This is a genomic window from Amycolatopsis sp. lyj-112, from assembly GCF_046549055.1.
Classification (GTDB): Bacteria; Actinomycetota; Actinomycetes; order Mycobacteriales; family Pseudonocardiaceae; genus Amycolatopsis.
Genome location: NZ_JAJPWS010000022.1, coordinates 1 through 14,254, shown reverse-complemented (window position 1 = coordinate 14,254; position 14,254 = coordinate 1). Strand labels below are relative to the sequence as shown.

The 14,254-nt window shown below is 68.1% G+C and carries 10 protein-coding genes; 6 read left to right on the top strand and 4 right to left on the bottom strand.

Going from position 1 to position 14,254, the window contains the following annotated elements; translation table 11 throughout:
* The first annotated feature begins 107 nt into the window (after positions 1 to 107).
* On the top strand, positions 108 to 734 hold the full coding sequence (locus tag ACLJRL_RS39015) for a VOC family protein (RefSeq protein WP_410661434.1): 627 nt from the start codon (positions 108 to 110) through the stop codon (positions 732 to 734).
* Here ACLJRL_RS39015 and ACLJRL_RS39010 read toward each other — a convergent pair.
* The 3 genes from ACLJRL_RS39010 to secA2 form a co-directional block, all read right to left on the bottom strand.
* Positions 705 to 2,462 carry an NAD+ synthase gene (locus ACLJRL_RS39010; RefSeq protein ID WP_410661498.1) on the bottom strand — a complete coding sequence of 586 codons (1,758 nt, stop codon included), beginning with the start codon at positions 2,460 to 2,462 and terminating at the stop codon, positions 705 to 707. The genes ACLJRL_RS39015 and ACLJRL_RS39010 overlap by 30 nt on opposite strands.
* 78 nt (positions 2,463 to 2,540) lie before the next feature.
* Positions 2,541 to 2,987, bottom strand: a complete 447-nt coding sequence (locus tag ACLJRL_RS39005) for a hypothetical protein (RefSeq protein ID WP_410661433.1) — start codon at positions 2,985 to 2,987, stop codon at positions 2,541 to 2,543.
* A 113-nt stretch (positions 2,988 to 3,100) separates the two neighbouring features.
* Positions 3,101 to 5,428 (bottom strand): accessory Sec system translocase SecA2, encoded by a 2,328-nt coding sequence (gene secA2 / locus ACLJRL_RS39000; RefSeq protein WP_410661432.1) that lies wholly within the window; start codon positions 5,426 to 5,428, stop codon positions 3,101 to 3,103.
* Positions 5,429 to 5,523: 95 nt separating this feature from the next.
* On the opposite strand from secA2, the gene ACLJRL_RS38995 reads away from it, so the two are divergent.
* Both ACLJRL_RS38995 and ACLJRL_RS38990 read left to right on the top strand, forming a co-directional pair.
* Positions 5,524 to 7,149 carry an alpha/beta hydrolase gene (locus ACLJRL_RS38995; protein ID WP_410661431.1) on the top strand — a complete coding sequence of 542 codons (1,626 nt, stop codon included), beginning with the start codon at positions 5,524 to 5,526 and terminating at the stop codon, positions 7,147 to 7,149.
* Positions 7,150 to 7,201: 52 nt separating this feature from the next.
* On the top strand, positions 7,202 to 8,791 hold the full coding sequence (locus ACLJRL_RS38990; RefSeq protein ID WP_410661430.1) for an alpha/beta hydrolase: 1,590 nt from the start codon (positions 7,202 to 7,204) through the stop codon (positions 8,789 to 8,791).
* A gap of 21 nt (positions 8,792 to 8,812) precedes the next feature.
* On the opposite strand, the gene ACLJRL_RS38985 is transcribed toward ACLJRL_RS38990, so the two are convergent.
* The gene (locus tag ACLJRL_RS38985; RefSeq protein ID WP_410661429.1) at positions 8,813 to 9,493 is read right to left on the bottom strand and encodes an LppX_LprAFG lipoprotein; all 681 of its coding nucleotides are present in this window, start codon (positions 9,491 to 9,493) and stop codon (positions 8,813 to 8,815) included.
* Positions 9,494 to 9,583: 90 nt separating this feature from the next.
* On the opposite strand from ACLJRL_RS38985, the gene ACLJRL_RS38980 reads away from it, so the two are divergent.
* The 3 genes from ACLJRL_RS38980 (at position 9,584) to ACLJRL_RS38970 (ending at position 13,847) form a co-directional block, all read left to right on the top strand.
* Complete coding sequence (locus tag ACLJRL_RS38980; protein ID WP_410661428.1) at positions 9,584 to 10,858, top strand: MFS transporter; 1,275 nt, start codon at positions 9,584 to 9,586, stop codon at positions 10,856 to 10,858.
* 68 nt (positions 10,859 to 10,926) lie between these two features.
* Positions 10,927 to 12,270, top strand: coding sequence for a type I glutamate--ammonia ligase (gene glnA, locus ACLJRL_RS38975; RefSeq protein ID WP_410661427.1), 1,344 nt, complete (start codon positions 10,927 to 10,929; stop codon positions 12,268 to 12,270).
* A 14-nt stretch (positions 12,271 to 12,284) separates the two neighbouring features.
* Positions 12,285 to 13,847, top strand: coding sequence for an amidase (locus ACLJRL_RS38970; protein ID WP_410661426.1), 1,563 nt, complete (start codon positions 12,285 to 12,287; stop codon positions 13,845 to 13,847).
* The last annotated feature ends 407 nt before the right edge of the window (positions 13,848 to 14,254 follow it).

Below are 14,254 nucleotides of genomic sequence, written 5' to 3'. Positions count from 1 at the left end.
AGACCCAGGGTACGAGACCGGTCCGACAGTTTCGGCTTCGCCGCTATTCGGGCGACACCGCCACACCGCGGTGCCGCGAACGAGGCCACTGCGGTAGGAGTAAGGGCATGAGTGACCTCGTTCTCGACCACCTCGTCTACGCCGGGCCGAACCTCGAAGAGGCCGTCGCGCGCGTCGCGGACCTGACCGGTGTCACGCCTGTACGCGGCGGCAGGCATGTCGGGTTCGGTACGGCCAACTACCTGGCCGATCTCGGCGCCGGTGCGTATCTCGAGGTGGTCGGGCCCGACCCGGATCAACCCGAGCACGTCGGGCCGCGGCCGTTCGGCATCGACGATCTGACCGAACCCGCTTTGCTCACCTGGGCGGCGCGAGTGGACGGCATCGACGAGGCGATCACCGAAGCGCGCGAACGCGGTTACGACCCGGGGGAGGCGTCCGAGATGTCGCGCGCCACCGACGACGGTGAACTGCTGACCTGGCGCCTCACCGGAGCCGGCGGCCTGGACGGGCTCGCGCCGTTCCTCATCGACTGGGGGAACACCCCGCATCCGACGACGCGAGGCCTTCCGTCGATCCCGCTGCTCATGGTCACCGGTGTCCACCCCGAGCCCGCCGCGGTCGAAACCGCGGTCCGCGCGCTCGGGATGGACATGCTCGTCCGCAGGGACGGCAAGCCCGGCCTGGTGGCCGTGCTCCTGAACTCAGCGGGGAATCAGATCGCGCTGAGCTGAGCGGACCACGACTGTGCCCTCGCGCCAGCCGTTGGTCATCGGCAGCCGCCGGTCCCGCCCGAACGCCTTGAACGTGATCTTGGTGCCCGGCGGGTACTGGCGGCGTTTGAATTCGGCCTTGTCGACCATGCGCACCACCCGGTCGATGGTCTCCGGCTCGAAGCCCGCGTCGACCAGATCGACATAGCCGCGATCGCCCTCGATGTAGTCGTCGAGGATGTCGTCGAGCATCAGGTAGTCGGGCAGCGAGTCGCTGTCCAGCTGCCCTGGCCGAAGCTCGGCCGACGGCGGCTTCGTGATCGAGTTCTCCGGGATGGGCGGGGTCTCGCCGTTCTTCTCCGCCTCGGCGTTGCGCCACTTGGCCAAATGCCAGACATGCGTCTTGAACAGGTCCTTGATCGGCGCGAAGGCACCGACGGCGTCGCCGTAGATCGTCGAGTAGCCGACGGCGAGCTCGGTCTTGTTGCCGGTGGCGAGCACCAGGTGACCGTCCTGATTGGACAGTGCCATCAGCAGCATGCCGCGGACGCGGGCCTGGATGTTCTCCTCGGCGAGGCCGGTCAGCCGGAGCTGGTCCACGTAGATCTTGACCATGCCGGCGATCGGCTCGACCCGGTAGTGCGCGCCGATGCGGCTCGCGAGGTCTTCCGCGTCGCCCTTCGAGTGCTCCGAGGAGTACTCCGAAGGCATCGAGACGCCGTAGACGTTGTCGCCACCTAGGGCATCGGCAGCCAGCGCCGCGACGACCGCCGAGTCGATGCCTCCGGAGAAGCCGAACGTGACCGACGAGAAGCCGTTCTTGTGCACGTAGTCGCGCAGGCCGACGACGAGCGCGTGCCACACCTCGGCCTCGTCCGAAAGGGGTTCGCTGATCGCCGACTCGGTGCGCGGGGTGTACGCCGGGAGCGGGTCCTCGCTGAGCACGCGGCGCGTGACCCGCAGACCTTCGAACTCCCCCTCGGCGGTGTGCCCGCCCGCGGCGAGATCCATGTCGACGACGAGCAGGTGCTCGACGAACTGCGGCGCGCGCGCCAGCAGCTTGCCGTCCGCGCCGACGACGATCGAGTCGCCGTCGAAGACCAGGTCGTCCTGGCCGCCGATCTGATTCGTGTACACCAGCGGCGCGCCCGCTTCGGCCGCGCGGCGCGCGATCAGCGGCTGGCGGATGTCGTCCTTCGCGCGCTCGTACGGCGAGGCGTTGGGCGCGACCACGAGATCGACCCCGGCCTTGCCCAGCGCGGAGATCGGGCCGCCGTCCTGCCAGACGTCCTCGCAGATCACCATGCCGACGTCGACACCGTGGAAGCGGACGATCTCGAGAGCCTGCCCGGGCTTGAACCACCGGTGCTCGTCGAAGACGCCGTAATTGGGCAGGTGGTGCTTGAACTGCCGGGCGACCACCTCGCCGCGGTACAGCGCGGCCGCCGCGTCACGCGGGCCGGTCTCGTCGAGGTCGAGATAGCCGATGTAGGTGAGCACCTCGCCGCAGCCTGCCTCGTCGAGGCGGCGGGCGAGGGCTTCGACCATCTGCTTGGAGGCGGACGCGAAGGTCGGGCGCAGGGAGAGATCCTCGACGGGGTAACCGGTGAGGGACATCTCCGGGAAGACCACGATGTGGGCGCCTGCTTCGGCGGCCTTGCGGGTCCACTCGACGGTGATTTCGGCGTTGCCCTCGAGGTCGCCGACGGTGGTGTTGACCTGGGCCAGTGCGATGCGCAGTTGCGGCATGCCGACATTCTCACTCACGCGCGCTCGCGGGGACGAGCAGATGTGCCGAATCGCCCACCTGTGTCAGCGCCCGGGCGATCACATCCGGATCGTCAGCCAGATCGCCGCCGCCAGCGGCAGCAGCGCGACCACGACCGCGAACAGGAGCTGGCCGGTGAGCAGCGCGCCGACGCGGAGCCGCAGCCGGTCCATGTCCTCGTCGGTCTCGGGGAAGAACCTCGTGCCCGACCAGATCGCCACGGCCAGGACCGCCCAGAACGCGAGCACCCCGATCGCGAGGATCACCACCCGCGCCGTCCCGCGGCCGCCGCCGCCGAGCAGGCCGTCCAGCGCCAGGAACTCGGCCGCCACGCCCAGCGCGAGGGAAAGCAGCACGATCATGCTGTAGATGAGCCGGAACGCTCCGGGCTTCACCTTCTCGCGGTCTTCCTTGCGCTCGGCCGGACGCTGGGTCAGGACGAAGGCAAGCAACAGGGCGGGGATGACTTGGGCGGTGGTCGCCCAGAACTCCGTGGTGATCGGCACGGCGGAAGAATGCCGTAGCCCGCGTCGCGAAAAGAGAGCAGGGGACCTTTGCTATCACTCTCCGGGAGAGAGTGATAGCAAAGGTCCCCTGCTCCGTTCTTGGACCTGACCGGCTACTTCCGCTTGATCATGCTCCGCACCTTCTTGATCGTCTGCTCGAAGTCGGAGTCGAACGGGTTGTCGTGCACCAGGTAGGTCCACGTCGTGTTCGCCCGCCGCACGCCGGCGTCGCCGAGGTCGATCCCGTCATCGGTGATCTCGGCGTCCTCGAGCGTCTTCGCCGACCGCTCCGCCGCCTCCGGGATGATCTTGTGGAACTCGGGGATCGCCGCGCGGTGGAACTCGTCGATCGGCGTTTCCCGCGCCAGCGCCCGCAGGTGGATGCTCTCCCGCACGTCGGTCAGGAACGCCAGGTGGTCCGACCACAGCTGGTCGATGTGGAACAGCATCACCTCGCGGGCGATCTGCTCCACCTTCGCCTCGTCGTCGACCTTCTCCGCGAGCTCCTTGAACTTCTCCGGATGCGCCTTCTCCAGCACCTCCGCCGCGTGCCCCGTCCGCAGCGCCTTGTCGCGGTGCTCGAGCAGCTCGCCGCGCTGCCGCTCGATCAGCCGCGTGTAGCGCCACGTGTTCCGGTGGATCTCGAGGTCGACACCCTCGGCGACGCGCTGCGCGTGGTTGATCTGCCGCAGCGCCGCCGGATCGGTGATCTCGCCGCTGCCCACGTCGGAGCTGATGCCTTCGGGGATGTCCGGCGCGTTCGACAGCACGAGTTCGTCGTTCAGGCTGGCGAAGAACACCGCGCTGCCCGGGTCGCCCTGCCGTCCGGACCGGCCGCGCAGCTGGCCGTCCAGCCTGCTCGACGGGTAGCGGGCGGTGCCGATCACGTGCAGCCCGCCCAGCTCGACGACCTCCTCGCGGCCGTCGCCGTCCTTGCCACCGAGCCGGATGTCGGTACCGCGGCCGGCCATCTGGGTCGAAACGGTGACCGCGCCTTTCTTACCGGCATCGGCGATGATCGAGGCTTCCTGAGCGTCGTTGCGGGCATTGAGCACGATGCATTCGAGCTCGACCTTCGCCAGCTTCTCGGCCAGTTCCTCCGATTCGGCGACGTCCTGGGTGCCGACGAGGATCGGCCGCCCGGTCTCGTGCACCCGCCGGATCTCCTCCTCGATCGCGCGCAGTTTCTGCGACGGCGATCCGAACATCCGGTCTTCCTGGTCCTCGCGGATGTTCGGCGTGTTCGGCGGGATGACCGCGACCTCGAGTTTGTAGAACTCGCGCAGCTGCTCGGCGACCGCGACCGCGGTACCGGTCATGCCCGCGACCTCGGGGTAGCGCGCGAGCAGCGCCTGCACGGTGATCGAGTCGAGGATTTCGCCCCGGTCGGTCGCCTTGACCTGCTCTTTCGCCTCGACGGCGGCCTGCAGGCCGTCCGGCCAGCGCTGCAGTTCGGCGACGCGGCCGCGAGCGGCGTTGATCAGCTGCACCTTGCCGTCGCGAACCAGATAGTCGACGTCGCGGGTGAGCAGCGCGTGCGCGTGCAGCGCGACGTTCACCGCCGGCAGCCGGTCCGAGCCGGTGTCGTCGTAGAGATTGATGTCGCCGCCGAGGGCCTTCTCGACCACCGAAGCGCCGGCCTTGGTCAGCCAGGCGTTACGGCCGTCGGAGTCGGTCTCGTAATGCAGCCCGAGCCGCAGCCGCCGGACGATGTTCGCGACTTCTTCGTCGGCGTCGGTGTGGTCGATCGAACCGGCCATCACCAGCGGCACGCGGGCCTCGTCGACCAGCACGGAGTCCGCCTCGTCGACGATCGCGACCTCGGGCGCGCGCTGGACCAGATCCTCTTCGCGAGTCACCAGCCTGTCGCGTAGTACGTCGAAGCCGATCTCGCTGACAGCGCCGTACGTGACCTCCTTCGCGTACGCCTCGCGGCGCTCTTCGCGGGAGTGACCCGGCTCGATCCAGCCGACGGAGACGCCGAGCAGGTCGTAGATCGGGCCCATCCATTCCGCGTCACGGCGGGCGAGGTAGTCGTTCACCGTGACGACGTGGACGTGCTTGCCGCGCAGGGCGTACCCGGCTCCGGCCAGCGCACCCGCCAGCGTCTTGCCTTCACCGGTCTCCATCTGCACGATATGCCCGCTGAGCAGGCCCATCGTGCCCAGCAGCTGGACGTCGAAGGCGCGCTCGTCGAGCGCGCGCCGCGCGGCCTCACGGCCGAGCGCGCAGACCTCGATCAGCTCGTCGTTGCCGAAGGACTTGGACTCGCGAAGCTTGCCGGCCCGCTCTGTCAGCCCGTCGTCGGAAAGCTTCTCCAACTCGGGCTCGAGCTTCTCGATGGCCGGCAGCAGCGCCTCGTAGCGAGTCAGCTCGACGCTGCCCGGCCGCTGAATGATCCGGCGCAGCTTCTTGCCCACCCGGCTGATCAGTGCTGCCACCCCTGTGCTCCCGTCTGTTCCTCATGCCGTCGCACCCGTACCACCAACGCGGTGGTGGTGCGGCCGAGTTCCCTGGCCGATGGCACGATCCAACCGTGTCCACTCATGTCAGCGCCAGGTCCCGTGCCCGCCGAATCGTCGCGATCTCGCTGTCCGGCCTGCTCACCGTCACGCTTGCCGCGTGTACATCGGGCGAGGGTAGAACCCAGCCACCGGCTCCGGTGACCGAGTCGCACGCTCCGTCCGGACAGGTGCCCATAGGACTCGAGAAGTTCTACGGGCAGAGTCTGACCTGGGCCGACTGTGCACCCTACGCGACATCTGATGACGCAAAAGCGGCGTTCCGGGTGAAGGACGCACAGTGTGCACGCCTGACCGTCCCGCTCGACTACGCGAAGCCCGAAGGCGGCTCGATCACGCTCGGATTGCTGCGCCGGAAGGCGCTGGAAACCGACGAAAGGATTGGCTCGCTCGTGGTCAACCCCGGTGGCCCGGGTGCCTCGGGCATGGTGGCCGGCGCCGGGCTCGCCTCCCGGACCGCGACGAACGAGCTGGGTAAACGCTTCGACATCGTCGGTTTCGACCCGCGCGGCATCGGCGCGAGCGAGCCGCAGATCAAGTGCCTCACCGACGACGAACGCGACGCGGACCGCGCGGACGACAGCGAGACCGACGGATCACCCGACGGGGTGAAAAAGCAGGAGACCGAGTCCCAGCAGTTCGCGGCCAAGTGCTCCGAGCGGACCGAACACGGTTCCTCGATGCTCGCGAACGTGGGCACCCGGGACGTCGTCAAGGACATCGACATCCTGCGATCGGTCCTCGGCGACCCGAAGCTGAACTACGTCGGCTACTCGTACGGCACCCGGATCGGCTCCGCCTACGCGGAGGCGTTCCCCACCAACGTCCGGGCCTTGGTGCTCGATGGCGCCGTCGACCCCGAACAGGACGCGGTGGAGTCGCTGGTCGCGCAGGGAGAGGGCTTCGGCAAGGCGTTCGGCGAGTTCTCCAACTGGTGCGCCGCACGGGAGGACTGCGCGCTCGGCCGCGACGCCGCGGGCGTGACGAAAGCGTTCCAGGACCTGGTGCGGCCGCTGATCGACTTCCCGGTCCCCGTGAGCGACGGCCGGAAACTGTCGTACGAGGATGCCACCACCGGCGTGATACAAGCCCTCTACCAGGAAGATCTCTGGGAACCGCTGAACTCCGCGCTCAACGACCTGAAGCGCCAGCGCGGCGACGGCCTGGAAAAACTGGCCGACCTCTACAACGAGCGCGGCGCCGACGGCCGCTACGGGACGACGCAGGACGCGTTCGTCGCGATCCGGTGCGTTGACGATCCGCGGGTCACCGATCCGGCGAAGATCCTGGACGCGCAGCAGCGCTACGCCCAGGCGGCGCCTTTCCTCGACGACGGCAAGCCGGACGGTTCCGCGCGTGACGCCTGCGCCTTCTGGCCGGTGCCTAACACCTCGGAGCCCCACCAGCCCAACGTCGGAGGCCTGCCGAAGACCCTGGTCATCTCGACGACCAACGACCCGGCGACCCCGTATCAGGCCGGGGTCAACCTGGCGAAAGCGATCAAGGGAGCTTTGCTGACGTTCGAGGGCAACCAGCACACGGTGTTCATGCAGGGCGTCTCGTGCGTCGACCAGGTCGGGATCAAATACCTGGTGGACGGCGCGGTGCCGGAGGACGGCAAGCGCTGCACGGCGAAGTAACGAGTTCGGCGCGAACGCCCGTGACCGGCCGGGACGCTGCGAAGATCGCGAGATGAGCCTTCGCCGCGTCCCGGCCGTGCTCGTCGTCGCCGCGTTGGCCGCTTCGTGCACGAGCTCGCCGCCGCAGCCCACGCCGTCGGCACCTCCGCCGGCTCCGGTGACTTCGGCGTCGCCGACTCCCGACCCGAAGGCACTCGAAAAGTTCACCGATCAGAAGCTCGCGTGGGGTTCGTGCACGTCGTTCGCGGATTCGCAGTCGGCGAAGCGGGCCTTCGCCGACAAGGCGTACGACTGCGCGAAGCTCACCGTGCCGCTCGACTACCTGAAGCCGGACGGCGAGACCATCACGATCGGCGTGCTCCGGCATAAGGCGAAGAAGGCTGCCCAGCGGATCGGCTCGCTCGTCATCAATCCCGGCGGACCAGGCGGCTCGGGCGTCTCGTCCGCGGCGCGCATCGCGAAGTCCCCGGCCGCGGCCACGCTGGCCGCCAGGTTCGACATCGTCGGCTTCGACCCGCGCGGTGTCGGGACCAGCGAACCCAGACTTGTCTGCCTCACCGATGCCGAGCGTGATGCGGACCGCGCGGAGGATTCGGAAAGCGACACGAGCCCCGGCGGTATCGCGAAGCAACTCGCCGACGCCAAGGCGTACAGCGCCCGATGTGCCGAGCGCACGAAACACGGCCAGGAGATGCTGGCCAACATCGGGACCCGAGACGTCGTCCGCGACCTAGACGTCCTTCGCGCGGTACTCGGCGACGAAAAGCTCACCTACCTGGGCTATTCGTACGGCACGCAGATCGGGACCGCGTACGCCGAGGCCTATCCGGACAAGGTGCGGGCGCTGGTCCTCGACGGCGCGGTCGACCCCGAACTCGACACCGCCGAGTCTCTGGTGACGCAGATGGCCGGCTTCCAGAACACGTTCACCGAGTTCGGCAAGTGGTGCACGGCGCGCGAGGACTGCGCGCTCGGCCGGCTCCCGGGTGCGGTGACGAAGGCGTTCCTGGACCTGGTCCAGCCGCTGATCACCAAGCCGGTGCCGGCGGGGGACCGGAAACTGTCGTTCGAGGACGCCATCACCGGGACGAGCGCCGCGCTGTACTCGCAGGACGCGTGGAAGTTCCTCAACGACGGGTTCGCCGAGCTCAAACGGGGGAGCGGTAAGACCCTGGTCGCGCTCGCCGACAATTACTACGGCCGCGAGCCGGACGGCCGGTACACCGGGATCCTCGACGTGTACTTCGCGGTGCGCTGCGTCGACAGCACCAGGGTCACCGACCGGAAGGTCATCGACGGCGCCCACGAACGGATGTTCCAGGGCGCACCGTTCCTCACCGGCGGCACGCCGGACATGAGCGAACTCGACATCTGCTCGGTCTGGCCGGTGCCCGCGACCTCGGAAGTCCACCGTCCGGACATCGAGGGCCTGCCGCGCCCGCTGGTCATCTCGACCACCAACGACCCGGCGACCCCGCACGCGTCCGGCGTGAACCTCGCGCGCGACCTCAAGGGAGCTTTGCTGACGTTCGAGGGCGCCCAGCACACCGTCTTCCTCGACGGCAACGAGTGCGTCGACAAGGCCGGCTTCGCGTACCTGATCGACGGCGAACTACCCGCCCCCGACGCCCGCTGCACCTAGCGCGGGAGCAAGGGACCTTTGCTATCGCCCGTCCCCGACGACCACCGCGTTATGCCTGGTCAACGCCAGCTCCAACATCACCGCGAACTCTTCGGGCCGGGTCGGCGGCACCTGCAGCCACACCCGCATCAGCTGCCGCGGCTCGGCCTTCGACACCCACAGCTTCACGAACACGTCGGCCTTGATCTCCGGCACGATCCCGCTGATCACCGCGGCGGGCACCTTCGCGCTGATCCGGATCGAGTCGGTGTCCTGCACCCGCTCCCACCGCTCGCCCCGCAGCTCGGTCGCCCCGGTCAGCAGCCGCCGAAGCCCGCCGTCGGCGCCCAGCATCGCCCGAGGCGTGTACGGCGCCGAAGCCGGAATCACCCGCTCCGCGTCAGGGCCACTGAGCGTGATCTCCTCGCCGGACAGCCGGTACTCGACTTTCACCCGTTCAAAGTCATCTTGCAGATCGGCCTTACCGACCGCACTCCCGTCTCGGCCACCCTCAAGAGTGATCTCGCCGTCGAGCCCCCGCACGGGTAACCCGGTGACGACGCCGTTCACCCCGAGCGTGAACCGCACGCTGCGCAACGAGGTGAGGGAGTCGGCAGCCGCGCTCACTAGTTCCGGAGCGGAGGGCAACGGGGGTGACCCCGCGCAGCCGCCGAGGAGCCCGATCGTGAGCAGCAGGGCCGGCACGAGACGACGGCAGCGCATGGGTCAGAGCCTATGGCCTTGGCCCGAATCTTTCGCACGGTGTCCTTCAAGCCGCTTTCGGTGGCCGCCGTGATCGATGACGCTGTTTCCGTGGAACTTGAAACCCGTTCGCCCCGACTCCACCGTGCGTGGTTCGTCGCCGCAGCCGCGTTCGTCGCCCTCCTCGCCGCCGCGGGTTTCCGCGCGGCCCCCGGCGTCCTGATCGACCCGCTCCACAACGAGTTCGGCTGGTCGCGCGCGACGATCGCTTCGGCCGTCTCCGTGAACCTCGTGCTCTACGGTCTCTTCTCGCCCTTCGCTGCCGCACTGATGGAGCGCTTCGGCATGCGACGGGTCGCCGCGACGGCGTTGTTCGTGGTCGCGCTCGGCGCGGGCGGCACGGTGTTCATGAGCTCGAGCTGGCAGCTCATCCTCTGCTGGGGCGTACTGGTCGGCGTCGGCACCGGCTCGATGGCGATGAGCTTCGCCGCGACGGTCGCCGCCCGCTGGTTCGTGCGCAGCCGCGGCGTCGTCACCGGCGTCCTCACCGCCGCGGGCGCCACCGGCCAGCTGATCTTCCTTCCGATCGTGGCCAACCTCGCCGTCGACGCCGGCTGGCGGACGGCCTCCCTCGTCATCGCCATCGCGGCCTTGGCCGTCGTTCCCGTCGTCCTGCTCCTCGTCCGCGATCACCCTTCCGACGTCGGGACGACCGCCTACGGTGCCGAACCCGGCGTGGTGCCCCCGCCCGTCCGCGCCGGCGGTTCCGCCCGCCGCGCGCTTTCGGTGCTCGGCTCGGCGGCGCGCACCAGGACGTTCTGGCTGCTCGCAGCCGGTTTCGCGATCTGCGGTGCCACGACGAACGGCCTGGTCAGCACCCATTTCGTTCCCGCCGCGCACGACCACGGCATGCCGCAGACCACCGCCGCCGGGCTGCTCGCCCTCGTCGGGATCTTCGATGTCGTCGGCACGATCGCCTCCGGCTGGCTCACCGACCGGGTGGATCCGCGCATCCTGCTGGGCGTCTACTACGCCCTCCGCGGTGTTTCGCTCGCGTTGCTTCCGCAATTGCTGAGCGGATCGGTGGAACCGAGCATGTGGGCGTTCATCATCTTCTATGGCCTCGATTGGGTGGCCACGGTTCCGCCCACGGTCGCGCTCTGTGTCCGCCAGTTCGGCGACGCCGGGCCGATCGTCTTCGGCTGGGTTTTCGCAAGTCACCAGCTCGGAGCCGGTCTCGCGGCCTTCGGCGCCGGCGCGATCCGCGACTCCTCCGGGAGCTACGCCCTCGCCTGGTACATCGCCGCCGGCCTCGCCGTGCTCGGTTCGGTCGCCTCGCTGTCGATCAAGAAGGCCGTCAAACCCGAGCCGGTTCCAGTCGGGTGATCCATCACTTCCGGGCTATCGGCGCGTCGCGAAACATGTCGTTAACACGGTCTCGTTAGGGTGCGGCCATGGATCGCCAGCAGGAGTTCGTGCTCCGTACCTTGGAAGAGCGCGACATCCGTTTCGTCAGGCTCTGGTTCACCGACGTGCTGGGGTTTCTCAAGTCCGTCGCTGTAGCGCCGGCTGAGCTCGAAGGTGCCTTCAACGAGGGGATCGGCTTCGACGGGTCGGCCATCGAAGGGTTCGCGCGCGTCTACGAATCCGACATGGTCGCGAAGCCCGACCCGGCCACCTTCCAGGTACTGCCCTGGGAGACCCCGGACGGCGGCCCGTACTCGGCGCGCATGTTCTGTGACATCGCGATGCCGGATGGCTCCCCGTCCTGGGCGGACCCCCGGCACGTGTTGCGCAGGCAGCTCTCGAAGGCGGCCGAAGCGGGTTTCACCTGCTACGTCCACCCCGAAATCGAGTTCTTCCTGCTCTCCACCCTGCCGGATGACGGAAGTGAACCCGAGCCTGCGGACAACGGCGGCTACTTCGATCAGGCCAGTCACGCCACCGCGACGCATTTCCGCCGTCACGCCATCGAGACACTCGAAGCGATGGGGATCTCGGTCGAGTTCAGCCATCACGAGGGCGCACCGGGCCAGCAAGAGATCGACCTCCGGTACGCCGATGCGCTGACCATGGCCGACAACGTGATGACCTTCCGTTACGTCGTCAAGGAGGTCGCGATCACCCAGGGTGTCCGCGCCACCTTTATGCCGAAGCCGTTCACCGATCAGCCGGGTTCGGGGATGCACACCCACGTCAGCCTGTTCGAAGGCGATCGCAACGCCTTCTACGACGCGGAAGACCCGTACGAGCTGTCCGCGACCGGCAAGGCCTTCGTGGCGGGGCTGCTGCACCACGCGAAGGAGATCTCCGCGGTCACCAACCAGTGGGTGAACTCCTACAAGCGGCTGATCAGCGGCAGTGAGGCACCGACGACCGTTTCGTGGGGCCGGGCCAACCGTTCCGCCCTGGTCAGGGTGCCGATGTACTCGCCGGGCAAGGCGTCGTCACGCCGGGTGGAGATCCGCACGCTCGACTCGGCCTGCAACCCCTATCTGGCTTACTCGGTCATCCTGGCCGCCGGCCTCAAGGGCATCGAAAAGGGCTACGAGCTGCCGCCGCCCGCCGAAGACAACATCTGGCAGCTCTCGGACTCCGAACGCCGCGCGGCCGGATACTCCCAGCTCCCGCAGAACCTCGGCGAGGCGCTGGCCGAGATGGAGAAGTCAGAACTACTCCCCGAGGCACTGGGTGAGCACGTTTACGACTTCTTCCTGCGCAACAAACGTGTTGAATGGGATAACTACCGCAGCGCGGTGACCCCGTACGAGCTGCGGACCCTGCTTCCGGTTCTCTAGACGAAGGAGACCTGATGGTGCGGCGACCGGTGTTCCGAATACTGACGGCACTGGTCGCCGTGACCATCACGATGAGTACCGCCGCAGCGGCATCCGCCACCGGTAGGCCCCTCGATCTCGACGCCGCCGACATCCCCGCGCTTCAGACGAGGATGTCGTCCGGGCGGCTGACCGCCGTGGGCCTGACCTCGGCTTACCTCGATCGCATCCGCAAGGTCGACCGGAAAGTGAACGCGGTCCTCACGGTCAATCCGGCCGCACTCGCCCAAGCTGCTGAGAGTGACGCACGGCGTCGCGCCGGCAAGACCCTAGGGCCGCTCGACGGCATCCCGGTACTGGTGAAGGACAACGTCGACACCCGGTCGATGCAAACGACCGCGGGTTCCCGGGCCCTGCGCAGCAAGCCCACGAAGGACGCAACGCTGATCCGCCGTCTGCGTGATGCGGGCGCGGTCCTGCTCGGCAAGGCCAACTTGTCCGAATGGGCGAACTTCCGTGCCGCCAAACCCACGTCCGGGTGGTCCGGCGTCGGTGGGCAGACGAACAACCCGTACGTGCTCGACCGCAATCCTTGTGGGTCATCGGCCGGATCCGCCGTGGGCGTCGCCGCATCACTCGCCCAGGTCGCGATCGGCAGCGAGACCGACGGCTCGATCGTCTGCCCGGCCGGGATGACCTCGACGGTGGGGCACAAACCGAGCCTCGGCCTGGTGAGCCGGACAGGTGTGGTGCCGATTTCGGCGGAACAGGACACCGCCGGGCCGATGGCCAGGCACGTCGTCGACGTCGCGCTGACCATGTCCGCCCTCCAGAGCCGCGACCCGAGCGACCCGGCCACCGGCGCGTACCCGCCGGATCAGCCGACCGACTACGCGGCACACCTGCGGCCGGGCGTGCTGAAGGGCGCCAGGATCGGGATCTGGCGGTTGCCGGTGCTGGGCCCGGACGTCGACGCGGTCGTCACCCGGACCAAAAACTCGCTGGTCAAGGCCGGTGCCGAGGTCATCGAGGTCACGCCGCCCTATATGGCGAGGCTCGGTGAACTGGAGTTCCCGGCGCTGCTCACCGAGTTCCACCGCGACATCGATCGCTACCTGGCCACTCGTCGTGAAGGGCCCCGCGACCTCGCCGGGCTGACCGCCTATAACCGTTCCGACCCGCTCGAGCAGACCTGTTTCGCCGGCCAAGAACTCTTCGAGCAGGCGCTCGCCGCTCCCGGTCCGCATGATCCCGGCTACCTGGCCATGCGCCATGAGCTGACCGACCTCGCGAAACGCTCGATCGACGAGACCCTCGCCCTCCACCGTCTCGACGCCATCGCCGCGCCGACGAACCCGCCCGCCTGGAAGACCGACTGCAAGACCGGCGACAACGACGTGATCCCGTCGTCGACGCCCGCCGCGGTCGCGGGCTATCCCGACGTGACCGTCCCCGCCGGGTTCGCCGGCGAGCTCCCGGTCGGGATCTCCTTCATGGCCGGCCGGTGGGCGGACGCCCGAGTGCTCGCCTACGCGGCCGATTTCGAACGCATCGTCCCGGCGCGGAAACCGCCCCGCTACCTGAAGACCGTCGGATGAGGGGTCCCTGCACCGGCTGACCTGCGGCGATGTCGTTAAGTGACCCCCCTGTTTTCGGGGGGTTCCGGGGCATGTAATCTTCTCTTCGTCGCCAAGAACACCGGGCCACCGGGGCCGAAAAGCCCCAGGCCAGGAACAAGGGCCGAGCGGGTTGACACCGCGAATCGGACCAGGTAACGTTCAGCGTCGGCCCACGAGCGGCCGCCGACCCCCTACGACTAAGACCGTAGGATTCGGCATGCTCGACCAAAAGCTTGTGAATATCGCTTTGAAACAAAGCGTGTTGCTTGAGAACTCAACAGTGTGCTAGTGAACTAAGCCAGTAGAGCTTATGTATTTGAACCTCGTTTGAGGTTCCTTTGAGTGCATTAAATTGCCTCGATCAAATTTGACATTGTTGGAGAGTT